Origin of the sequence: Kitasatospora sp. NPDC051702 (assembly GCF_040681575.1) — a bacterium.
Lineage (GTDB): Bacteria > Actinomycetota > Actinomycetes > Streptomycetales > Streptomycetaceae > Kitasatospora.
In genome coordinates this window covers 195,454-216,055 of record NZ_JBFAZB010000004.1, presented here as the reverse complement: position 1 = coordinate 216,055, position 20,602 = coordinate 195,454, and the positions used below count along the sequence as shown (strand labels likewise).

21 protein-coding genes are annotated in these 20,602 nt (G+C 75.4%); 9 read left to right on the top strand and 12 right to left on the bottom strand.

Annotation, left to right across the window (positions count from 1 at the left end):
• Positions 1-8: 8 nt before the first annotated feature.
• Positions 9-926: an NAD(P)-binding domain-containing protein gene (locus tag AB0N04_RS05940; RefSeq protein WP_360210628.1), complete on the bottom strand. Its 918-nt coding sequence runs from the start codon at positions 924-926 to the stop codon at positions 9-11.
• A 120-nt stretch (positions 927-1,046) separates the two neighbouring features.
• Between AB0N04_RS05940 and AB0N04_RS05935 the strand changes: the two genes are divergently transcribed.
• On the top strand, positions 1,047-1,397 hold the full coding sequence (locus AB0N04_RS05935) for a helix-turn-helix domain-containing protein (RefSeq protein ID WP_360210630.1): 351 nt from the start codon (positions 1,047-1,049) through the stop codon (positions 1,395-1,397).
• A gap of 89 nt (positions 1,398-1,486) precedes the next feature.
• On the opposite strand, the gene AB0N04_RS05930 is transcribed toward AB0N04_RS05935, so the two are convergent.
• Positions 1,487-2,764 carry an NAD(P)/FAD-dependent oxidoreductase gene (locus AB0N04_RS05930; protein WP_360210570.1) on the bottom strand — a complete coding sequence of 426 codons (1,278 nt, stop codon included), beginning with the start codon at positions 2,762-2,764 and terminating at the stop codon, positions 1,487-1,489.
• Between the two features lie 155 nt (positions 2,765-2,919).
• On the opposite strand from AB0N04_RS05930, the gene AB0N04_RS05925 reads away from it, so the two are divergent.
• Together AB0N04_RS05925 and AB0N04_RS05920 are read left to right on the top strand one after the other, a co-directional pair.
• The gene (locus tag AB0N04_RS05925; RefSeq protein ID WP_360210632.1) at positions 2,920-3,495 is read left to right on the top strand and encodes a helix-turn-helix domain-containing protein; all 576 of its coding nucleotides are present in this window, start codon (positions 2,920-2,922) and stop codon (positions 3,493-3,495) included.
• A gap of 78 nt (positions 3,496-3,573) precedes the next feature.
• Positions 3,574-4,521 (top strand): NAD-dependent epimerase/dehydratase family protein, encoded by a 948-nt coding sequence (locus AB0N04_RS05920; RefSeq protein ID WP_360210572.1) that lies wholly within the window; start codon positions 3,574-3,576, stop codon positions 4,519-4,521.
• A gap of 52 nt (positions 4,522-4,573) precedes the next feature.
• Here AB0N04_RS05920 and AB0N04_RS05915 read toward each other — a convergent pair whose 3' ends face one another.
• From AB0N04_RS05915 to AB0N04_RS05905, 3 genes are all read right to left on the bottom strand, one after another.
• A complete protein-coding gene (locus AB0N04_RS05915) occupies positions 4,574-4,897 on the bottom strand; it encodes a DUF1330 domain-containing protein (protein ID WP_360210574.1) in 324 nt (107 codons plus the stop codon).
• A 198-nt stretch (positions 4,898-5,095) separates the two neighbouring features.
• Positions 5,096-6,340 carry a S53 family peptidase gene (locus AB0N04_RS05910; RefSeq protein ID WP_360210576.1) on the bottom strand — a complete coding sequence of 415 codons (1,245 nt, stop codon included), beginning with the start codon at positions 6,338-6,340 and terminating at the stop codon, positions 5,096-5,098.
• 31 nt (positions 6,341-6,371) lie between these two features.
• Positions 6,372-7,148, bottom strand: coding sequence for a G1 family glutamic endopeptidase (locus tag AB0N04_RS05905; RefSeq protein WP_360210578.1), 777 nt, complete (start codon positions 7,146-7,148; stop codon positions 6,372-6,374).
• Positions 7,149-7,698: 550 nt separating this feature from the next.
• Here AB0N04_RS05905 and AB0N04_RS05900 point away from each other — a divergent pair.
• The 3 genes from AB0N04_RS05900 to AB0N04_RS05890 are packed head-to-tail and all read left to right on the top strand — an operon-like array spanning position 7,699 to position 11,017.
• Positions 7,699-8,616 carry an alkaline phosphatase family protein gene (locus AB0N04_RS05900; RefSeq protein WP_360210580.1) on the top strand — a complete coding sequence of 306 codons (918 nt, stop codon included), beginning with the start codon at positions 7,699-7,701 and terminating at the stop codon, positions 8,614-8,616.
• Positions 8,617-8,618: 2 nt separating this feature from the next.
• A complete protein-coding gene (locus tag AB0N04_RS05895) occupies positions 8,619-10,001 on the top strand; it encodes an MFS transporter (RefSeq protein ID WP_360210582.1) in 1,383 nt (460 codons plus the stop codon).
• Positions 9,998-11,017, top strand: a complete 1,020-nt coding sequence (locus AB0N04_RS05890; RefSeq protein WP_360210584.1) for a TolB-like translocation protein — start codon at positions 9,998-10,000, stop codon at positions 11,015-11,017. Before AB0N04_RS05895 ends, AB0N04_RS05890 begins: the two co-directional genes overlap by 4 nt.
• Positions 11,018-11,024: 7 nt before the next feature.
• Here the strand turns inward: AB0N04_RS05890 and AB0N04_RS05885 are convergent, their stop codons facing one another.
• From AB0N04_RS05885 to AB0N04_RS05870, 4 genes are all read right to left on the bottom strand, one after another.
• A complete protein-coding gene (locus AB0N04_RS05885; RefSeq protein ID WP_360210586.1) occupies positions 11,025-12,002 on the bottom strand; it encodes a hypothetical protein in 978 nt (325 codons plus the stop codon).
• Between the two features lie 212 nt (positions 12,003-12,214).
• Positions 12,215-13,561, bottom strand: coding sequence for a HAMP domain-containing sensor histidine kinase (locus tag AB0N04_RS05880; RefSeq protein WP_360210588.1), 1,347 nt, complete (start codon positions 13,559-13,561; stop codon positions 12,215-12,217).
• Complete coding sequence (locus tag AB0N04_RS05875) at positions 13,561-14,265, bottom strand: response regulator transcription factor (RefSeq protein WP_360210590.1); 705 nt, start codon at positions 14,263-14,265, stop codon at positions 13,561-13,563. Before AB0N04_RS05875 ends, AB0N04_RS05880 begins: the two co-directional genes overlap by 1 nt.
• An 84-nt stretch (positions 14,266-14,349) precedes the next feature.
• Complete coding sequence (locus AB0N04_RS05870) at positions 14,350-15,909, bottom strand: alpha/beta hydrolase (RefSeq protein ID WP_360210592.1); 1,560 nt, start codon at positions 15,907-15,909, stop codon at positions 14,350-14,352.
• Between the two features lie 220 nt (positions 15,910-16,129).
• Between AB0N04_RS05870 and AB0N04_RS05865 the strand changes: the two genes are divergently transcribed.
• The gene (locus tag AB0N04_RS05865; RefSeq protein ID WP_360210594.1) at positions 16,130-16,780 is read left to right on the top strand and encodes a hypothetical protein; all 651 of its coding nucleotides are present in this window, start codon (positions 16,130-16,132) and stop codon (positions 16,778-16,780) included.
• A gap of 39 nt (positions 16,781-16,819) precedes the next feature.
• Here the strand turns inward: AB0N04_RS05865 and AB0N04_RS05860 are convergent, their stop codons facing one another.
• The 3 genes from AB0N04_RS05860 to AB0N04_RS05850 all read right to left on the bottom strand — a co-directional run bounded on the left by AB0N04_RS05860 (position 16,820) and on the right by AB0N04_RS05850 (position 18,364).
• Positions 16,820-17,539, bottom strand: coding sequence for a hypothetical protein (locus AB0N04_RS05860; protein WP_360210596.1), 720 nt, complete (start codon positions 17,537-17,539; stop codon positions 16,820-16,822).
• Positions 17,540-17,762: 223 nt separating this feature from the next.
• A complete protein-coding gene (locus tag AB0N04_RS05855; protein ID WP_360210598.1) occupies positions 17,763-18,029 on the bottom strand; it encodes a hypothetical protein in 267 nt (88 codons plus the stop codon).
• Positions 18,026-18,364: a hypothetical protein gene (locus AB0N04_RS05850; RefSeq protein ID WP_360210600.1), complete on the bottom strand. Its 339-nt coding sequence runs from the start codon at positions 18,362-18,364 to the stop codon at positions 18,026-18,028. The genes AB0N04_RS05855 and AB0N04_RS05850 overlap by 4 nt, the downstream gene beginning before the upstream one ends.
• A gap of 692 nt (positions 18,365-19,056) precedes the next feature.
• On the opposite strand from AB0N04_RS05850, the gene AB0N04_RS05845 reads away from it, so the two are divergent.
• A complete protein-coding gene (locus tag AB0N04_RS05845; RefSeq protein ID WP_360210602.1) occupies positions 19,057-19,416 on the top strand; it encodes a hypothetical protein in 360 nt (119 codons plus the stop codon).
• 100 nt (positions 19,417-19,516) lie between these two features.
• Positions 19,517-20,449: a hypothetical protein gene (locus AB0N04_RS05840; protein WP_360210604.1), complete on the top strand. Its 933-nt coding sequence runs from the start codon at positions 19,517-19,519 to the stop codon at positions 20,447-20,449.
• Positions 20,450-20,602: the final 153 nt, after the last annotated feature.

Sequence of the window (20,602 nt, the reverse complement as noted above, 5' to 3'; positions counted from 1 at the left end):
GTCGGCGGTCAGGCGCGCAGCAGGTCGACCACGCCGGTGAGGTCCTCGGCGCCGTTGCGGTCGTCGGCGGCCAGGCGGCGCTTCATCAGGTCGAAGTAGGGCGTCAGCAGTTCCGTGCTCACGCCCTGTTCCTGCGCGGTGTGCAGGAAGGTGGGCACGCCCGCGACCTGCATCGCCAGGTTGGAGACGACGCCCTTGGTGTAGTCGCCGGCCGTCAGTTGCCGCGCCGTGGCCGTGACCGAGCCGGTCATCGCGGTGAGCCAGGAGGAGAGCAGCGGCGCGAGCTCCAGCGGGTCCACGGACTCGCCCCGCACCAGCGCGAAGGCGTGCGCGACACCGGCGAACATGCCGTACATCGCGCTGAGCAGTGCCACGTCGTGCAGTGCGGCGAAGCCGGCGTCCTCGCCGACGTACCGGGTGCCGGCCGGGGCGGCGAGGGCCGCCCGGTGCTCCTCGAAGAGTGCGCGCGAACCGCTGTAGAAGACGTACGGGCCGGCCGCCGGGACGCCGATCATCGGCGGGACGGCCATGATGCCGCCGTCGAGGTAGCGGGCGCCGCGCGCGGTCACCGCGGCGGCGCGGGCCCGGGCCGTGCCCGGGGTGCCGGTGACCAGGTTGACGACGTCCCCGCCGGTCAGGTCGGCCCCGGCCAGGGCCTCCTCGACCGAGGCGTCGTCCAGGAGGCAGACCACCACCAGCCGGTTGGCGGCGACCGCGGCGGCCGCGGTCGCGGCGACGGTGGCGCCCTTCGCGGCGAGCGGTTCGGTGCGGGCGGCGGTCCGGTTCCAGACGGTGAGCGGGTGCCCGGCGGCCAGCCAGGCCTCGGCCAGCGCGGTGCCCATCGCACCGAGGCCGAGCAGCGTGAGGGGGGTGGGGGAGGCGGGGCGGTCGCGGTCGCCGGCGTGGTCCGACGGGGTGTCAGTCATGGTGTGCGTCATGCCGTTCAGGCTCGCCGCGGCTCCCCCGGATGATCAAGTACGCACTTCGGAGTGGGTGGTTACCCTGAGGTGAGCGAGCAGGTCGGGCGATGGACGGGGTGGGCGGGGATGACGGCGGGGACGACGACCGGGGCGAGGCCCGGCGCGCACGTGTGCGGGATCGATGCCGCGATGGAGGTGATCGGCGGCAAGTGGAAGGTGCTGATCCTCTGGGCGCTCGCCGAACGGCCGTGCCTGCGCTTCGGCGAGCTGCGCCGCAACGTCCCGGGCATCACCGAGAAGGTGCTCGCCGCCCACCTGCGCGAGCTGGAGGCGGACGGCATCGTGCACCGCGAGTCGTACGACGAGGTGCCGCCGCGGGTCGAGTACGCGCTCACGCCGGCCGGGCTGCGGCTCAACGAGGCGCTGGCCCCGCTGGGCGCCTGGGGCCGGCGGCACGTGCTGGGCGACGGCGGCTAGCCGCCGTCCGGCGGGCTCTGCCGGGTGCACGCCCGGACGGGCGCGGCGCCGGGGTGCCCGGCACCGCGCGTCGGTCCGTCGGGCGGGGGTCAGGCCCCGGTGGGCTCCGTGGCCGTCCGCCGGGCGCGGTCCTGCCGGTAGGCCTGGGCCCGGGCGAGGTAGTCGCGGTGCTCCTGCTCGTGGTCCGGCGGCAGGTGCGGGGTGTCGGTGGTGGCGAAGAAGTCCCGCAGGGCCTGGTTCGAGCTCACGGCCAGGTCCGCGGTGCGGGCGAACATGTCCGCCTCGTAGCGGGCGAGTTCCGCGTCGAGGCCGGTCGCCGCGTCGAGGCCGGCGGCCGGGTCGGGGCCGGCGGCCGGGTCGGGGCCGGTCAGTGCGCGGCTGACGGCGTGGGCGAGTTCGGCGCCGTCCAGCATCGCCAGGTTGGCCCCGTGGCCGCCGAACGGCGCCATCAGGTGGGCGGCGTCGCCGATCAGGGTGACGCCGGGGACGTGTTCCCAGGTGAGCGGGGCGGGCAGGGCCTGGAAGGAGCGCGGCACGTAGTCGCCGTCGTTGCGGACGATCAGCGTGCGCAGGGCCTCTGACCAGTGGCCGAACTCCCGCGTCAGGTGGGAGCGGATGCTCTCCCGGTCGGCGAGGTCGACGCCGGCGCCGACGTGCCAGTCCGGTGCGGCGCGGAAGGCGAGGTAGCCGCGGACCACGCCGTCGCCGTTGCGCTGCAGGATCACCGCGCGGCCGTCGCCGTCGTTGGCGAACAGGTGGCCGTCGCCGACGAGTGCGGCGATCCCGGGGTGGCGGGAGTCGACCTCGTCGTAGCGGGCGTCCAGGAAGCAGACGCCCAGGTGCTGCGGCACGGCATCGCTGACCAGGGGGCGCACCTTCGACCAGGCCCCGTCGGCGCCGATCAGCAGGTCGGCCTGCGCGCTGGTGCCGTCGGCGAAGTCCAGGCGGTGCCGGCCGTGGCCGAGCGGGGTCACCCGCTGCAGGCGGTGGCCCCAGTGGACGGTGCCGGGTCGCAGGTGGTCGGCGAGCAGGCGGCGCAGCCGGCCGCGGTCGATCTCGGGTGCGGCCTCGTCGCCGGGGGCCGGGGTGAACTCGGCGAGGACGGTGCCGTGGTGGTCGCGGCGGGTCTTGGCCTGGCCCTCGGGGCGGGCCTGCGCGGTGAAGGCGTCGAGCAGGCCGGCGTCCTCGAGGGCGATCTGTCCGGAGTCGGCGTGCAGGTCGAGCGTGCCGCCGGCGTCGCGGGAGTCCACGGCGTCGTCGGCGTCGTGGACGGTGACGTCGATGCCGTGGCCCTGCAGGACGCGGGCGCAGGTCAGGCCGGCGGGCCCGCCGCCGACGATGTGGATCCGGGGTGTGCTGTTCGTCATCGGGGCCTTCCCTCGGGTGGCGCGGAGCGCGAACGGGTCGCGAACGGGTCGCGAACGGGTGCGGCGGCACCCTTGTGGGTGCAACCGCTAAAAAGCGTAACAGCTAAACTTTCTTACCCGATCCATGAACGCGGTAGGGTGAGCGGGTGACCGAGATGGGGCGCCGAGAGCGCAAGAAGGCAGCCACCCGCCAGGCCCTCGCCGACGCGGCGCTGCGGCTGTTCACCGAGCGGGGCTACGAGGAGGTCGGGGTGCGCGAGATCGCCGACGCCGCCGACGTCTCGGTGACGACGCTCTTCAAGCACTTCCCCGACGGCAAGGAGGCGTTGGTCTTCGACCAGGACGAGGACCGCGAGGCGGCCCTGGTCGCGGCGGTCCGCGAGCGCCCCGCCGGGCAGTCCGTGCCGCGGGCCCTGCACCGGCTGCTGCTGGGCGCGCACTCCCGCCGGGTCCACACCGACCCGCGGTTCGACGACTTCCTGCGCCTGATCGACACCACCCCGGCGCTGCGCGAGTACGCCCGCCGGATGTGGCTGCGGCACGAGCAGGCCCTGGCCGCCGCGATCGCCGAGGACGCCGGACTGGCCGCCGACGACCCGGGCTGCCGGGCCCTGGCCCACTTCGCCCTGGAGGCGCCCGCCCTCGTCCGCGGGTCCCACGACCCCGACACCGCCCTCGACCGGGTCTTCGACCTGCTCGACCACGGCTGGACGGGCACCGGCGCCTGCTGACCCGGTCCGCCCTGCGTCGACCCCACCTGCCCGGGGCACCTGACGGGGCGCCACGGGCCAGACCCTAGGGTGGGGCGGGTGAGCGTTCATGTGGTTGTCGGATACGGGCCCGCCGGGGCCGCCACCGCCCGTCTGCTGGCCGAGCAGGGGAACACCGTGCGGGTGGTGACCCGCAGCGGGGGCCGGGGCACGGCGTCGGTGCCCGGGGTGGAGCACGTCGCGCTGGACGCCGCCGAGCCCGCGGCGCTGGCCCGGGCCGCGGGCGGGGCGGTGGCGATCCACGGGTGCGCGGCGCCGCCGCTGGCGCAGTGGGCCGAGCGGTGGCCGGCGCTGGTGGACTCGCTGTGCGCGGCCGCCGAGTCCTCCGGGGCGGTGCTCGTCCTGCTCGGCAACCTGTACGGCTACGGGCCGGCGGCGGGCCCGATGACCGAGGACCTGCCCCTGGCGGCGACCGGCCCCAAGGGGCGGGCGCGGGCGGCGGGATGGGAACGGGCGCGGGCACTGCACGAGGCCGGGCGGATCCGGGCGGTGGAGGTGCGGGCCTCGGACTTCTTCGGCCCCGGCGTCACCGACGGCGGCCACCTGGCCTCCCGGGTGGTGCCCGGCCTGCTCAAGGGCCGCTCGATCGCCGTCCTCGGCGACCCGGACGCCCCGCACAGCTGGACCTACCTGCCGGACGTGGCACGGGCGATGGCCGAGATCGCCGGCGAGGAACGGGCCTGGGGGCGGGCCTGGCACGTGCCGACGGCCCCCGCCCTGCCGGTGCGCACGATGGTGGAGCGCCTCGCCGCGCAGGCCGGCACCGGCCCGGTCGCGGTGCGCCGCTTCTCCCCCGCGCTGCTGGGCGTGGCGGGCCTGTTCTCCCCGCTGCTGCGTGAACTGCGCGAGGTCCGCTACCAGTTCGACCGCCCGTTCGTCCTGGACACCTCCGCCTACGAGGCAGCCTTCACCGTGCGCGCCACTCCGCTGGAGGAGCAGGTCGCGGCCACGGTGCACTGGTGGCGCGAGCGGACCGCGGGGCGCTGAGCAAGCGGCGGGGCGGCGGCGCGCCCGGGGCCGGGCGGCGGGGACCGGCGGCTCAGTGCTTGAGCGCGTCGGCACCGCGGTAGCCGTCGGGCACGCCGTGGGCGAGGACGACGTCGGCGACCATGTGCCGGGTGCGCAGCGGCAGGATCTCCCGGTAGGCGGGCGAGTCGTACCAGGCGCGCAGGCGGTCGTGGTCGGGGAACTCGATGAGGATGAGGTGGCGCCCCCAGCTGCCCTCGACGGCCTCGAAGCGGTCGCCGTGGATGAGGAAGCGGCCGCCGAAGGGGTCCAGGGTGGCGTCGATGCGCTGCAGGTACTCGACGATGTCGGGGCCGAACTCGACCGAGTGGACCTGGGCGATCGCGTAGGCGGTCATCGTTGTTCTCCCTGGTGGGGTGCGGTGGTTGACGTCCCCGACGGTAGTGGTCACCGCGGCGGGGGCGAATCCGTCGCGTATCGGCAGGGGGGTGCGTGGCCGCGGTTCCGGTCCGCGCACCCCCGGTCCGGGCGCGTGGCGGCACCCCCGGTCCGCGGGTGTGCGGACCGGGGGCGCCGCGGGCGCCGTCGGGCGGGTTCAGCCGCGGAAGGCGTCGGTGCCGGCGGGGGTGCCGAGGCCGGTGGGCCCGTCGTAGCCCTTGCCGGCGGTGCAGAAGTAGGCGGGGCTGCAGGTGCCGTTGTTGCCGGTGGTGACGTCGTTGAGGGCGCCGGGGTGGGCGTAGGGGAAGGAGGCGGGGTTGGAGCCGGTGCTGGGGGTGCCGGCGTCGGCGTAGACGCCGGCGATGATCGGGGTGGCGGCGCTGGTGCCGCCGTAGGTGTTCCAGCCGCTCTTCTGGTAGCTGTCGTAGACGGCCGCGCCGTGGCCGGGGTCGGCGGAGGCGGAGACGTCGGTGGCCATCCGCCGGGTGCAGCCGGTGTCCTTCTGCCAGGCCGGTTTGGGCTCGTAGCCGGAGCAGCCGGAGCCGGTGCCCTCGCCGGCCTTGGTGTTCCAGACGCTCTCGTTCCAGCCGCGGGCGTTGTCCGCCCTCACCAGGGAGGTACCGCCGACGGAGGTGGCGTAGGGGGAGCTGGAGGGGTAGCCGACGCCCCAGGAGTAGTCCCAGTCGCCGCTGCCGGCGACCATGGCGACGCCGGGGTGGTCGTAGTAGTTCTTGTCGTACGTGGAGTCGTCGGCGGACTCCTTGAAGATGTAGCTGTTGGAGACGAACCTCGCGCCGAGCCTGACGGCCTGGTTGACGGCCGCACCGATGTCGGAGATCTTCGCGCTGGCGGCCTCGACGAAGACGATCTTCGCGTTGGGGGCGACGGCGGACACCAGGTCGAGGTCCAGGGAGTCCTCGGCGCCCTGGTTGGCACTGGCCGGGGAGGGCAGCGGGCTCGCCTGGCCGTTCTGGGCGACCTTGCGGAAGCAGCCGTTGTCGGTGGTGCAGGCGGGCAGGCCGTACTGCTTGCGGTAGACGGCGAGGTCGCTCTCGGCCTTGGGGTCGTCGTAGGCGTCGATGACGGCGATGGTCTGGCCGGTGCCGCCGTCGGCGGGCAGGTGGTAGGCGGACCGGAGGTCGGCGGGGCCGTAGCCGGCGGGGGCGGCGGCCTGGGTGCCGAGGCGGGGGGCGGCCCCGGCGGGGGTGTCGACCTCCAGGACGTCGCAGCCGGCCGTGGTCTCGGTGGGGGCCGCGCACAGCTGGTGCCAGGGCCGCTGGTGGGCGGTGGCCGCGGCCCCGGCGTGGGCGGCCGGGGCGAGGGTGGCGGCGGCCAGGGCGGCGGCCAGCGTGAGGGTGACGGCGGACGGAACGGGTCGAGTAAGGATCTGACGTATCGTCATGAACGGCTCCTCGCAGGGGTGTCGGCGGTCGTCAGGAGTGCTTCCAGGTGTCGGTGAAGGAGTCGCCGCCGCTGGCGAGCGGGCCGGCGGTGGCCTCCGTGACGCCGTTGCGGGCCATCGTCACGGTGGTGGCGGAGGCGGCGGCGAGGGTGCGTCCGTCGATGGCGGCGCGGGTGAAGGTGACGCTGCCGAAGTCGGCGAGCGGGGTGCGGGAGCCGTTGCGGTTGGGGGCCTCGGCGATCACCTCGGCGCTGCCGTTGGTGGCTCCGCCGTAGCGGGCGAAGGACTTGGTCTCCGTCCAGCCGAGGGTCTCGTCGGTGAGTTTCGCGGTGTAGGTGTCGTGGCCGTGGTCGTAGACGACGGAGGCGGTCATGGTGTCGCCGGGGCGCACGGCGTCGCGGTAGGGGGACTCCGGGTCCGGGTAGTTCTCCCACCAGGCGAAGTAGCGGGGCGTGCCGTTGACGGTGGCGCACTCGGCCTGGGTGCCGGTCTGCTCGACGGTCCTGGTGCCCTGCCCGTCGAGGCCGACCCAGATCGAGACCGCGCCGGCCACGGAGCAGGTGATCCTCGGCTGGATCCAGGTGGCGGAGACGGACTGGTACGTCGAACCGGTGGCCGCGTAGCCGGACCAGTTCCCGGAGGTGAGGCCGGCGGCAGCGCGCGGGGCCGCCGTGGAGACCCCGGAGGAGGAGGCGAGGGCGGGGGTGGTGGCGGTCGGCAGCGCGCACAGCAGCAGGGCGGCACCACCGCCGGCGAAGGAGCGCAGGCGGGAGCGGGCGGCGGAGGGCGTGAACGGGTGTGGAGGCACGAAGGGCTCCTGACGGGGGGAGTGGGATGGTCCCGCCGGCCCGGCGCCCGGCCGGGCCGGACCGGCGGGGGTCCGGGGAAGGCAGCCGCCCGACGGGCCCCGAGGGGCGGGGGCGGTGCGGGACGAGAGTGTTCTCCGGTGCCGGTGAGGTGGTCAACTGCCCTCCCGCTCAGGCTTCTTGACAGTTGACGCCGGAGCGGGTCCGGACCCGCGAAGCTGCGGCGACGCACCGCCCCCGGCCGGGCCGGCGGGCAATTCTGTGGATTCGCCAGTCGACGCCCGCCGCGGCACGCCACCCGGCCGGACCCAGCTGAGGAATCCACAGTTTTGGCCGCCGGCCACCGCCCGCGAACCGGCCCCGCCCCGGGGTCACGGGCCCGGGACGTCCACACAGTTGGGCCGCCGTTGACAGCTCTCCACCCCGGCCCCCCGGCGATCTTGACGCACCGTCGGGGCCGCGGGACCGTCGACCACCATCAGCGGCTCACCACCCCCGCCCCGTCCGGCCGCCCACCCCCACCCCGCTCTCGACCCCATCCTGGAGACAGGCATGCCCTTCGCCACCGCCCGCTCCCGCACCGTCAGTTCCCGCACCGCCGGTTCACCCGGCGCCCGTTCCCGCACCGCGCTGGTCCTGGCCGCCGCCCTGGCCGGCGCGACCGGCGCCACCGCCCTGACCGCCGGCACCGCCGCCTCGGCCACCGCCCTCCCCTCCCCCGACCACGTCGTGGTGGTGATGCTGGAGAACCACGCCTACGGGCAGATCATCGGCAGCTCCAGCGCGCCCTTCCTGAACTCCCTGGCCACCGGCGGCGCCCTGCTCAAGGCCTCCTACGGCATCACCCACCCCAGCCAGCCGAACTACTTCGCGGTGTTCTCCGGCAGCACCCAGGGCATCACCGACGACTCCTGCTACTCCCCCGGCTTCAGCAAGGCCGCGAACCTGGCCGGCGAGCTGAGCGCGGCCGGCAAGAGCTGGGGCAGCTACAGCGAGTCGCTGCCCAGCCAGGGCTCCACCACCTGCAGCAGCGGCGACTACGCCCGCAAGCACGCCCCCTGGGTGGGCTTCGGCAACGTCCCCACCTCCACCGCGCACACCTTCGCGCAGTTCCCCACCGACTACGGCAAGCTGCCCACGGTCTCCTTCGTCATCCCGAACCTCTGCAGCGACATGCACAACTGCTCGGTGGGCACCGGCGACACCTGGTTGAAGGACAAGCTCGGCGGCTACGCCTCCTGGGCGAAGACCCACAACAGCCTGCTGGTCGTCACCTACGACGAGGACGACCGCAACAGCGGCAACCACATCCCCACCCTGATCTACGGACAGCCCGCCAAGGCGGGCGCCACCAGCAGCACCTCCTACAACCACTACGACCTGCTGCACACCCTGGAGGACCTGGCCGGCACCGGCGCGCACGCCGGCAAGTCCTCCTCCGCCCACGACATCACCGGCATCTGGAACTGACCGTGTACCTCGCGGACAGCCGCCACGCCCCGGCGTCCGACGACGCCGCCCCGGCCCCGCGGCCGGGGCGGCCCGCCCGGATCGCCGCCACCGTGCTGGCCCTCGGCACGGTCAGCCTCGTCACGGACGTCTCCTCCGAGATGGTCACCGCCGTCCTGCCGCTCTACCTGGTCACCGCCCTGCACGTGTCCCCGCTCGGGTTCGGCGTGCTGGACGGCGTCTACAACGGCGCGACCGTCGTCGTCCGCCTGCTCGGCGGGCTGCTCGCCGACCGCCCGCCGCACGGAGCGGGGCCGCACGGAGCAGGACCGGACGGAACGGGGGCCCAGGGATGGGGGCGGCACAAGGCCGTCGCGGCCGCCGGGTACGGCCTGTCGGCACTGTGCAAACCGGCGCTGCTGCTGGCCCGCACCACCCCCGTGCTCGGCCTGGTCCTGGCCGTCGACCGGGTCGGCAAGGGGCTGCGCACCGCACCGCGCGACGCGCTGATCTCGCTGGCCACCCCGCCCGAGCGACGCGCCCGCGCCTTCGGCGTGCACCGGGCGATGGACACCGCCGGCGCCCTGGCCGGGCCGCTGCTCGCCTTCCTCGTCCTGCGGGCCGCGCCCGGGGGCTACCACGCCGTGTTCACCGTCAGCGCCTGCGTGGCGGCCCTGGGCGTGCTCGTCCTCGTCCTGTTCGTGCCCCGCCACCCGGCCGGCACGGCGCCCCTCACCGCCGTGCTGCCCGCCGGCCGGCCCGTCGCCGGACTGCTGCGCCTGCCCGGCCTGCGCCGGGTCACCCTGTGCGCCGCGCTGCTCGGGCTCGCCACCCTCAGCGACTCCTTCGTCTACCTGCTGGCGCAGCGCCGCCTGGACCTGCCCACCGGCTGGTTCCCGCTGCTGCCGCTCGGCACGGCCGCGGTCTACCTGCTGCTGGCGGTGCCGCTGGGCGCGGCCGGCGACCGGTTCGGCCGGCGACGGGTCTTCGTGCTCGGGCACCTGGCACTGCTCGGCGGGTACGCCGTCCTGCTGCTGCGCCCGGCCGGCGGGGCGGCACCCGCCTGCGCGGTGCTCGCCCTGCACGGCCTGTTCTACGCGGCCACCGACGGGATGCTCGCGGCCGCGACGGCCTCGGCGGTGCCCGCGGCGCAGCGGGGGGCCGGTCTGGCGCTGGTCGGCACGGGCCAGGCGGCGGGGCGGTTCGGCTGCTCGCTGGCGGTGGGTGTGCTGTGGGCGCGCTGGGGCGACGGTGCGGCACTGGCGGTGGTGGCGGGTGCGCTGGTCGGGGCGGTGGTGCTCGCGGCGCGGGTGCTGGGTCCGGGCGGTGGCGCGGAGCCGGCGGGCGACGGTGCCCCGGCCGACGGGTGTGCCGGTGCTCCGGCCGACGGGCGGGGGCGGGTGTGAGCGCCGGGCGCAGGCTGCTGGTCCTGCTGGTCGCGGTGGCGTTGCTGGCGGGGGCCGGCACCCTGGCCGTGCTGCACGCCGCGGAGCGGGCCCGGGGCGGGCGGACGTCCGGGGTGCCGGCGGTGTCCGGGCCGGTGTCGCTCGGCGCCGGGGCGGGCGGTCCGCGTCTGGTGTTCCGCACCATGACCTGGGGTGCGCAGCGCGACCGGCTGGCCGCCGTCCCGCTGGCGCGCCCGGACGCCGTGCGCACCGTGGCCGACGGGCCGTCCTGTCTGCGCTTCCACGCGGCGGCCGGTACCGGGATCTGCCTGCAGGCGGTGCCGGGGCTGGTCCAGGACGGGTACCGCGCCGTCGTGCTGGACGCGGCGCTGCACGAGGTGCGGCACTACGACCTGGCCGGGATCCCGACCCGGGCCCGGGTCTCGCCCTCGGGGCGCCTGGTGGCCTGGACGGTGTTCCTGAGCGGCGACTCCTATGCGGGCACCTCCTTCTCCACCCGCACCTCGGTGCTGGACACCCGGACGTGGACGCTGCAGGAGAACCTGGAGGACGACGCGCTCACCGTCGACGGCGCGCCGTACCGTGCCCCCGACGTCAACGTGTGGGGCGTGACCTTCGCCGACGACGACCGGTTCTACGCCACCGTGGCCACCGGGGGCCGCACCTACCTCGCCGCGGGCGGGGTGGCCGGGCGCACCCTGACCACGCTGCACGGCGACGTGGAGTGCCCGTCGCTGTCCCCCGACGGGACGCGGGTCGCGTACAAGAAGCGGGTGCCGGGGCTGCCGGAGGACGCGCCCTGGCGGCTGTACGTGCTGGACCTGCGGACCATGGCGGAGAGCGCGACCGCGGAACAGCGCGACGTCGACGACCAGGCGCTGTGGCTGGACGACGGCACGCTGGCGTACGCGCTGCCCGGGGACGACGGCACCGACCTGTGGAGCGTGCCGGCCGACGGCTCCGGTGCGCCCGCGCTGCTGGTGCGGGCCGCGCTGGCGGCCGCCGTGGTGCGCTGACGCTTCGTCAGATCGCTTCCCCGGGTTGGTCGTTCCACTCCCAGGTCAGTCCGTAGATCCCGGGGCTGACGTCCGGGAAGGCGGCGCAGGCGTGACCGGCCGGCGAGACCGGGACCTCCTCGACGGCCTGCGGCGGCGCGTCGTGGTGCGGGCGCCAGGCCGCGGTGCAGCCCGCCGGGAGCGCGGCGGGGTCGAAGCAGGCCCGCAGCACCAGTCCGCGGCCGGGGAAGCGCACCATCCGCTGGTAGTGGGTGGCGACCTCGGTCGACGGATAGGCGTAGCTGTACTCGACGACCGTCGTCTGCCCTGGCTGCAATGGCAGGTCGAACAGCAATTCTGCTGCGGCGACGCCGAGTTCGCGGTCGATGCGGCGCCGGCCGAGCCGGCAGGCGACCAGTCCGGACAGGCCGAGATCGGCGCCGGCGGACATCTCGGGCTTGGCCTGGGTCAGCAGGATCAGCCGGTCCGCTCCGGTGGCCAGGGCGCGCACGACCTGGAGCACGTCGACGCGCCGCTCCTCGCGGTGGGCGCCGATGTGCACGTCGACCCGGGTGTGCAGGCTCTCCACCCGGGCGTTGGTGCGCGGGTCGAGTCCGGCCAGGACGCCTTCGACGGCCTGGTCGCCGAAGGTCCTGGCGTAGTCGAGCGAGCCGGGGATGTGGTCGACCCAGCGCCCGCGCGGGCGGCGCGGGCCGAGCAGCACGACGAGTTCGTCGCGGTGCAGCCCCAGCACGTCCTCCAGGACGCGCACCGCCGCCAGCGAGTCGGGCCGCTCGGGTCTGCTGCGGCCGCGCTGCCAGTAGCTGAGGCTGGAGACGCTGACCTGCAGGCCGCGGCGGGTGAGCCGGCGCTGGATGCCCTCCAGGCTCAGCCCGCTGTCGCGGATGGCCGTGCGCAGGGCGAGGTCGAACGGGCCCGAGCGCAGCGCCTGGGCGAGGTCGGCGCTGCGGGCGGCGGAGGCCTGGTGGGGTGGTGAACTCGTCACGCTGCACTCGCTCTCACAGGGACCGCACCGGGGCGGCGGTCGTCCCGACGGCGTGGAATCTACCCGCCGCGCGGGCGGTCGCCCAGCCCCCGCGTAGGTCGGCCGGGCCGTCAGGCCGCGCCGTCCCCACCGAACCGCAGGCCGTTCCCGGGGTCGGGAGCGGCCTGCGGATGTCATCAACAGGACTACTGAACAAAGAATATGACGATGCGTCAGATCTGTCCCGGAGCGGGCGGCAGCCGGAAGCCGACCTCGGCGCCGCCGCCCGGGGCCTGCGCGGCGAAGACCTCGCCGCCGTCGGCGGTGACGAGGTCGTGGACGATGGCCAGGCCGAGCCCGGAGCCGGGCGTCGACTGGGTGCCGGCCGCGCGGTGGAAGCGTTCGAAGACGGCCTGCCGGTCGGCGGGGGCGATGCCGGGCCCGCCGTCGCGCACCGCGAGCCGGCCGCCGGTGACGAGGATCTCCACCGGTGTCCCGGCCGGGCTGAACTTGACCGCGTTGCCGACCAGGTTGTCCACGCAGCGCAGCACCGCGCGCGGCCGGGCCAGCACCGGCACCGGGCCCTCGGCGGTCACCGTGATCTCCCGTCCGGTGCGGCGGCGGAAGCGGGCCGCGCTGTCCTGCGCCGCGGCCGGCAGGTCGACCGCCTCCGGGTCCTCCCCGGTCTGCTGGTCGGTGGCCAGTTCGACGAGTTCGCGGACGAGTTCGTCCAGGGCGACGGTCTCGGTGACCAGCGTCGCCAGGATCTGCTCCTCGTCCTTCGGGTCGAGCCGTCCGCGGGCGCGCTGCAGCAGTTCGGCGCAGCCGCGCACCGAGGTCAGCGGGGTGCGCAGCTCGTGGCTGGCGTCCTGGACGAGGCGCTGCTGCTGTTCGCGGGAGCGGCGCAGCGCACCGACCATCGCCTCGAAGGCGCGGGTGAGGCGGCCGACCTCGTCGCGTCCGGCGGCGGGCAGCGGGACGGCCAGGTCGCGGGTGGTGGTGATGTGCTCGGCGGCGTGGGCCAGGCGCCGCACCGGGCGCAGGATCCGGCCGAGGACCAGCCAGCTGAGCAGCGCCGACACCATGGCGGCGGCGGTGCTGGTCCAGGCGATCCGCGACAGGAACGCGTCGTCGACCTGTTCGGCCCCGGCGTAGGTCTGGCCGACCATCACCGCTCCCCCGCCGCCCGGGCGGGCCTTGGTGAGCACGCCGTAGGGGGTGCCGGCGACGGTGGCGTCCTCCTGGTGGGCGCCCTGCCCGGTGCGGGCCACCTCCAGCGCCCGGGGCGAGACCGGCAGGGCCGGGCGCGGGGGCGCGGGCGGTTCGGTCGCCCCGGCGGGCGCGGCGAGCGGCTGGACGGTGCCGTCGGGCAGGAGCAGCTGCTCGACGGTGTCGGGCCGGGCGGCCGGGCGGCGGTCGGTGTCCAGGGCCGCGATCACGGTGTCGGCCCGGTCGTCGAGGCCGCGGTCGAGCTGTTCGGCGACGAGGTCGCTGACGCCGCGGTAGGCGGAGGTGACGGGCACGGCGATCGCCAGCAGCACCGCGGCGATCACGAGGAGGCCGATCCTGGTGCGCAGCATCAGGCGGACCGCGCGGTGTAGCCGACGTTGCGGACGGTGTGGAGCAGCCGGGGCCGGCCGCCCTCCTCGGTCTTGCGGCGCAGGTAGCCGATGTAGACGTCCAGGGAGCGCGAGTCGGTGTCGAAGTCGAAGCCCCAGATGCGCTCGTATATCTGGTGGCGGGTCAGCACGGTGCCCTGGTTGCGCAGGAGCAGTTCGAGCAGGTCGAACTCGGTCTTGGTGAGGTCGAGCGGACGCGTTGCGCGGTGGGCCCGGCGGGCGGCGGCGTCCAGGGTGAGGTCGTCGAGGGCCAGCAGGGTCTGGTCCTCCCCGCCGGGCGGGGTGGTGCGGCGCAGCAGGGCGCGGATGCGGGCGAGGAGTTCCTCGGTGGCGAAGGGCTTGGCGAGGTAGTCGTCCGCGCCGGCGTCGAGTCCGGCGACGCGGTCGCCGAGCTGGTGGCGGGCGGTGAGGACCAGGACGGGCAGGCGGTCGCCGCGCCGGCGCAGCATCCGGCACAGGGCGAGGCCGTCGAGGCGGGGCATGACCACGTCCACCACCGCGAGGTCGGGGCGCCGGTGCTCCAGGAGTTCGAGGGCCTCCTGCCCGTCGGCGGTGGTGAGCACCCGGTAGCCCTCGAAGCGCAGGAGGTGGTCGAGGGTGTTGCGGACGCCGGGGTCGTCCTCGACGACCAGGACGGTGCGTCCGACCGCGGTGTGATCTGTCATGGTGTCATCTTCGCTGGTGGTGGGCGTGGTCGTGCCGGGCGGGGGGAGGGAGGGGCGGCTGGGTGTCCGGTGGCCGGCCGGGGCTCAGCGGGTGGTCGCGGTGACCGCGATCGGGGGCACCGCGGCCAGGCAGGAGGTGTCGCCGGGCTCGCCGGTGCGGATGAAGTGCGTGGAGACGCCCAGCGCGCAGCCGGTGGAGTCCATCTCCGGGACGTGGCCGGTGTTGGGCACCGAGACGAAGGTGCTGCGGTGGAACTGGGCCGCGGCCAGGCGGGAGTTGGCCTCGGGGGTGTTGGTGTCGAGGTCGCCGGACAGGACCAGCACGGGGACGTCCGGCAGGTCGAGGTCGACGTCCTGGGGCTGCGCGGTGCCCCGGCGCGGCCAGGTCAGGCAGGAGTCGGCGCCGTCGGTCTGGCCCTCGGTGTAGCCCTTGGCGCTGAACGCGCCGAAGTCGGCCGGGTCCGCGGCGGCCAGGGCGCGCTGGTACTGGCGGCGGCGCTGCGGCAGCGGGGCGTCGTGGTCCCAGGCGCGGACGTAGTCGTTGCAGGTGACGGCCAGGTAGGAGGCCTGGTCCTCGGCGGTGGCGTGCTCGGCCTCCGCCCGTACCAGCGCGGTGAGCGGCCCGTCGTCGCCGGCGGCGGCCCGGTGCAGGGCCGCGGGCATCTCGCCGAGCAGGGTCGGGGCGCCCGGGTCGATGCCGATGCCGCGACTGGCCGGCTCGTAGAGCAGGTCGGCGAGCTTGTCCTCGCTGAACGTGTGACTGCGGCGGGCACCGGCCGCGGTGACGTCCACGGTGATCGGGCGGGTGCGCAGCCGTGCGGCGACGGTGGCGAGGTCGCGCACGGCGGTGTCCGGGTCGCAGGAGCCGCTGCGCTCGCAGATCCGGCGCAGTGTGACCGAGATCTGCTGGGCGCCGGGGCGGGCCAGCGGGTCGAAGGCGAGCGGGTAGGCGCCGGAGAGCACCATCGACTCCACGCGCTGCGGGTGGCGGTCGGCGTAGACCGGCATCAGGTAGGTGCCGTACGACAGGCCGTACAGGACCAGCTTGGGGGCGCCCAGGCGGGCGCGGGCGGCGTCGAGGTCATCGGCGGTGGCGGCGCTGGTGTAGCCGCGGGCCCGCGGGCCCAGCTGCTCGGCGCAGCGGGCGACGGCCTCGTGCTGGCCGGCGCGCGGGGCGAACTTGAAGTCGGCGTCGGTGACGCCGCAGGGCACCCGCCCGGAGAAACCGGTGCCGCGCGGGTCCAGCAGGAGCAGGTCGTGGTCGTCGAGGACGCCCTCCAGGGCCTGGGCGAGCTGCTCGGTGCGGCTGATGGCGGTCTCGCCGGGGCCGCCCGGATTGAGGGCGATGGTGCCCTTGGCCGGGCCGGGGCGGGTGTGGCGGACCACCGCGTAGGCGACGTCGACGGTGCCCAGGCGCGGCTCGCCGTCCACCCAGGGGCGGCGCATGGTGGTGCAGTCGACGCGGTGGCCGGGGGCGGTGGGGCACCAGGCGGGCTCGGCGGAGCCGCCCGTCGGGGCCGCGGCCGCGGTGGGCGCGCCGGCCGGCGGGAGCACCGCGGCCAGGACGGCGAGCGCGCCGGCGGCCAGGGCGGTGCGGGTCGTGGTCTTCGGGGCCTTCGCGGTCTTCGTGGTGTACGTCGTCATCGGTGTGCCTTCCGGATGTCCTGCGGTCGGTGCCGCCGGTGCGGTCGGTGTCGTGCTGTTCGGTGCGGGGACGACACTGCACGGCGCGGGTCAGCCGTTCGGCAGAGCGACGGCAAAGGCGTGTAAGAAGATCGGCGCCACCCGGAGCGGGACTCGACGGGCGGCTCTCTGCTAGCATCCGCGCAGCTCAGACGGATGATCGGCAGGGGCGGGACGGAACATGCAGGGCACGACGGAATCCCCCGGTCGCAGACGGACCTTCGCCGTCGTCGCGGGGGCGTGTGCGGTGGGCGCGGCCGGCGTCGGCGCGCTGCTGCTGGCCGGTGCGGGCGGAGGCGCGGCGGCCGGTCCGGCGGGCGGCCCGAGCCCGGCGGCCTCGGCGAGCGTCACCTCGGGCGCATCGCCCAGCGCCTCGATATCCGCGTCCGGCGAGGCGACCGCGTCCGGTGCGCCTGCGTCGCCGGCCGATCAGGCCTCCTCCCCCACCGCCGCCCCGGAAGCCGGCACGGACGCCACCGCCGACGCCAGCGCCGACGCCGGGGCGCAGCCCGCCGCGCAGCCGTCCGCCGCCCGGCCCAAGGCCCCCGCCGCCAAGCCGGCCCAGGCCACGACGCCGCCGGCCCCGGCCAGGCCCAAGGCCCCGGCCGCCACGCAGCCCGCCGCCGAAGCACCGGCCCCGCCCGCGCCGCCGGCCGCGAAGCCGTCCCCCGACTGGACCGTGCCGCCGCGCCCGCCGATGCCCACCCTCCCGGTGCTGCCCGTCCCCGCGACCGCCGCACACTGCCCGCCGCTGCAGGCCATGACCTGGGACGGGCAGTGCCATCCGATCGGCCCGGTGATCACGCTCCCGCCGGTGCAGCCGACCGGCTGAGCCGGGCCACCGGGCCCGGCCCGAACGCGTCGGCCCGGCTCAGAACGTGAGGTCGGCCGGCCAGTCCAGGCACTCCTCGGACAGCTCCCCGTCGAGGTAGTGCCGCGCGTGCTCGCGCATCCGCCCGCCGTACACCGGGTCGGCGGCCAGTGCGGAGTAGCCCTCGCCGTCGGCCCCGCGCGCCAACAGACCCGCGGTGTCGGCGAGGTAGACGTCCAGGCCCGGGTACATCAGCTCGATGCAGGGCAGGTCGTCCACGTCGAGCACGAACACCGGGTACTCGCCGTGCGCGTCGGGCGTGCCGGTGGCCAGCACCCGGCGCGAGTCGGAGCCGCCGGGCAGCAGGAAGCACTCGTCGAAGCGCTCCGAGAGCGCCGCGAAGAACGCGCCCCAGCCCTCGCCGAACTCCTCGACGGCCAACTCGCCGAGCGGACGCGGCGCGAAGACCGGCGCACCGTCCCCGTCCTCGTCCTGCTCCTCGAACCACCCGAAGCGCCGCAGCAGCCCGGTGTCGAACGCCAGCCACCGGCGCAGGCTCGGCGGCAGCGGCCGCCCGCTCGGGAACACCGCCGCCTCCAGCACCCCGGCGGCCAACGGCTGCGCCTCCCCCTCCACCCAGGCACCGGCGAACCGGTCGTAGTCCAGGACGGCGCGCTGCGGATCGGCCCGGACGGCGGCGACGACGCGTTCGGTCAGCGCGGCACCGTGCTCGGCGGCAGGGGTCGGCAGCGGGTTCGAGGGCGGGGTCGGCGGGTTCATCGGACTCTCCGGAGCTGCGGTGGCGGGCACGTTGGAGCCCAACGTAGGCCCCGCCTCCGACACTTGCCCCACCCACCCGGCTTGGCACACGACGTGACGGCCGGCGGAAGTGATCAGCACCTCTGTTCGCGAATGATGATGGCGAGCGCCCGGCGGACGGTCCGTCCGCCGGGCGCTCGCCATCCACCCCACACGGGCGGACCGGCCCACGCGCGAGCCCAGGCTACGAACAGGGGGTCGGTGGCGGCGTGACCTGGCAGATCACGACGAGTTCGAGGCGGGGGACGACGTAGTGGGCGACGAGACCGCCTGCGACGTCGAGGTAGCGCATCGGCTCGCCGCTGCCTTGGTAGGTGGTGCCGTCCAGGTAGAACGCTGCAGCGGCGCGGACGAGTTCGGCAGCCCGTTGCTCGACGGCGGCAAGGAATTCAGCGGGAGCGCCGGCGGTGACGTGCTGCTCGCTGGGGAGGTACTCCCAGCTCCAGGTCATGCGGTCACCGCCGCGTAGGCCGCGCGGTAGACCTCGGCGACGGTGGTGGCATGCTCGCGACACTCGTGGACGGTGCCGGCGTGGTTGGCCAGGTAGTTCGCCCGGTGGTAGGCCTGAGCGGTGGCCGGGTACCGCTCGATCTCCACCACGGCGGCCCAGTGTGTGACGAACGAGCGGATCGGCTGGACGCTCCCGGCCTCGATGGCCTCGGCCATCGCTCTCGTCTGCCCGTCGATCATTTCCGGGAGCCGGTCCGGAGCGACGACGGCCAGCGCGGCCTTGAGCGCGGCCGGACTCTGCTCGGGTCGGGGGATCAGCTCGACTCCATCGTGCACCGGCTGACTCATTGCGGCACTCCTCTCCTCCGGAGCGAGACTACCCGGCAACAACCCCGGGGTGGGCGCCCGCACCACGGCCGGTCTGCCAGCGGGCTCGCTCCGCCTACACGGAGGTGGTCCGTCGTGGCAGGGGATCATCACGTCCACGTCCTCCCAGGTGTCCGCGCCGTCCATACCGGGTGGTCCGCCCGCCACAGCCTTGGTGCGCTTCAGGTGCGAGTCCGGTTCGTTTGCGCCAAGGCGTCGACCGCTGACGGCAAGCTGTTGCCCGCGGCCGCTCCGCCGCCGTCCGTGCCTTCACCGCCTCGCCGCAGCCGCGTGGTCGCTCACAGGGCACCGAGCCGGCGCAGGACCGCGGACGCGGAGGTGCCGGGGGCGGTGCCGGCCTGGACGGCCGCATGAATCCGGTCGACCTCCCCAGGCACGGAGCGCGGCACCGGTACTGGCGGTGCCCGGGCGGGGCCGGGGCCTACACGGTGGAGCGCAAGGCGATCGTCGCTCTCCCCGGCGGGTCGATGGCCGGCGGTGGGCGAACATGTCGTGTTCCGTGCAACTTCGGGGTGGTTTCGTGGCTGCTCGATCCCCGGTCGAGGGGCTCGCGTCGCCGTTGCGCCCCGGCGGCGACGCTCTACATGGGCCGCGATCACCCCGGCGGCTCGACACCGGACACCTCGACCGAAGGATTCCCCATGCAGATCGGCAGGAAGCTCCTCACCCTCACCGCCACCGCCGGCCTCGCCCTGGCCGGCGTGGCCGTGGCGGCACCGGCGAACGCCATCGGTGGGGTGGGCTGCCCGACGAACGGGCTCACGGTCACCACCAGCGGCAACGGCAACTACTGTGCCGCGGGCTCCATCGGCTACAAGAACACCAGCAGCCTGTTCGGGATAGGCCAGATCGACCACGTCATCTACGAGTCGACCCAGTGGAACTGGGCCGCCTTCTACAACTCCAGCGGCGTCATCAAGCTGAAGCCCGGTCAGTCCACCGGCTACCTCGGCGGCGTGATCACCTACGCGCTGGAGATCGACAACCCGAACTGGACGTGATCCCCGGCCCCACCGGTCCGTGAATCCGGCACCCGCCACCGACCCGCGGTCGCCCGTGGCGGGTGCCGCTCCGCCGCGCCCGCTCCCGGAGGACGGAAAGATGAAGCGCTCCACGACCTCGGCCCTGACGCTCCTCCTGCTGACGGCCCTCGCGGGCTGCGGAACGGGCGGCGGCACGGGCGCCACGGGCGGCACCCGCCCGGCGCCCCCGCAGCTGGGCGACATCCCCACCATCACCGGCGTCGCCCAGGTGGTGCGCCCGATCGACGCCTACCTCCCCACCGCGGCGCAGAGCCGCACGGTGGAACGGGCCGCCTACCTGACGAGTGCCCGCTGCCTGCGGCGGCTGGGCATCACGGAGCCGCCCGGCCCGGACCCGGCCCGGGCCGAACCCGCCGACGGGGACGTCCGCTCCCGGCTCTACGGCTACTTCGCGCCCGACCGCGTCGCCACCACCGGCTACGACGCCGTCGTGGCCACGGGCACCGGGCAGCCCGCCTCCCCCGCCACCGTGCAGGTGCTCACCGGGCGGGACGCGACCGGCACCCCGGTCGCGGACTTCCAGGGCCGGGCCGTCCCCAGGGGCGGCTGCCTCCAGGAGGGCCTGGACGCCGTCGGCGGAGCGGTGTTCCTGACCTCCGACCCCTCCGCCCTGCCCGGCGGCGGCCCGCAGGAGCCCCTGACGGACCCTCGCGTCGTGGCCGCCGACCGGCAGTGGAGCAGCTGCATGAAGGACCGCGGCTTCGCCTACGCCACCCCGGCGGACGCCTACATGGACCCGCGCTGGCGCAGCGGCCGGACGCAGGGCGCCGCAGCGCCCGCCGACCACACCCCGGCCGAGCTCGCCACCGCGGCCGCCGACGACGCCTGCAAGCGGTCCACCAACTTCATGGGGATCGCGGTCGCCGTCCAGGCCGCCTACGACCGGCAGTACATCGCGGCGCACCCGCAGGAGCTGGCGGCGTTCGCGCAGGGCGTCAGCCGGCACGTCGCCGACGCGCAGAAGCTCGTCGCGCAGGGCGCGGCCGGGTAGCGGCGGCCCGGGCGGCGAAGGGCCCGAGGCGACTCGCTCCGGCGCAGGGTCCGCCGGTGGGTCCAGGCCTACGGACGCGTCAGCCCGGCCGCCGACCGTCCGATACCGGCCGGCTCGCGGACCGGAACGACGGCCCTCGTCCGTCCGGTCCGA

Excerpts from the sequence above, each read along its gene's own strand:
- AB0N04_RS05935 (WP_360210630.1), top strand. The coding sequence starts at position 1,047 with ATGACGGCGGGGACGACGACCGGGGCGAGGCCCGGCGCGCACGTGTGC.
- AB0N04_RS05915 (WP_360210574.1), bottom strand. The coding sequence starts at position 4,897 with ATGACCGCCTACGCGATCGCCCAGGTCCACTCGGTCGAGTTCGGCCCC.
- AB0N04_RS05845 (WP_360210602.1), top strand. The coding sequence starts at position 19,057 with ATGCAGATCGGCAGGAAGCTCCTCACCCTCACCGCCACCGCCGGCCTC.
- AB0N04_RS05930 (WP_360210570.1), bottom strand. The coding sequence starts at position 2,764 with ATGACGAACAGCACACCCCGGATCCACATCGTCGGCGGCGGGCCCGCC.
- AB0N04_RS05870 (WP_360210592.1), bottom strand. The coding sequence starts at position 15,909 with ATGACGACGTACACCACGAAGACCGCGAAGGCCCCGAAGACCACGACC.
- AB0N04_RS05855 (WP_360210598.1), bottom strand. The coding sequence starts at position 18,029 with ATGACCTGGAGCTGGGAGTACCTCCCCAGCGAGCAGCACGTCACCGCC.
- AB0N04_RS05860 (WP_360210596.1), bottom strand. The coding sequence starts at position 17,539 with ATGAACCCGCCGACCCCGCCCTCGAACCCGCTGCCGACCCCTGCCGCC.
- AB0N04_RS05925 (WP_360210632.1), top strand. The coding sequence starts at position 2,920 with ATGGGGCGCCGAGAGCGCAAGAAGGCAGCCACCCGCCAGGCCCTCGCC.
- AB0N04_RS05900 (WP_360210580.1), top strand. The coding sequence starts at position 7,699 with ATGCCCTTCGCCACCGCCCGCTCCCGCACCGTCAGTTCCCGCACCGCC.
- AB0N04_RS05865 (WP_360210594.1), top strand. The coding sequence starts at position 16,130 with ATGCAGGGCACGACGGAATCCCCCGGTCGCAGACGGACCTTCGCCGTC.
- AB0N04_RS05910 (WP_360210576.1), bottom strand. The coding sequence starts at position 6,340 with ATGACGATACGTCAGATCCTTACTCGACCCGTTCCGTCCGCCGTCACC.
- AB0N04_RS05940 (WP_360210628.1), bottom strand. The coding sequence starts at position 926 with ATGACTGACACCCCGTCGGACCACGCCGGCGACCGCGACCGCCCCGCC.
- AB0N04_RS05880 (WP_360210588.1), bottom strand. The coding sequence starts at position 13,561 with ATGCTGCGCACCAGGATCGGCCTCCTCGTGATCGCCGCGGTGCTGCTG.
- AB0N04_RS05840 (WP_360210604.1), top strand. The coding sequence starts at position 19,517 with ATGAAGCGCTCCACGACCTCGGCCCTGACGCTCCTCCTGCTGACGGCC.
- AB0N04_RS05875 (WP_360210590.1), bottom strand. The coding sequence starts at position 14,265 with ATGACAGATCACACCGCGGTCGGACGCACCGTCCTGGTCGTCGAGGAC.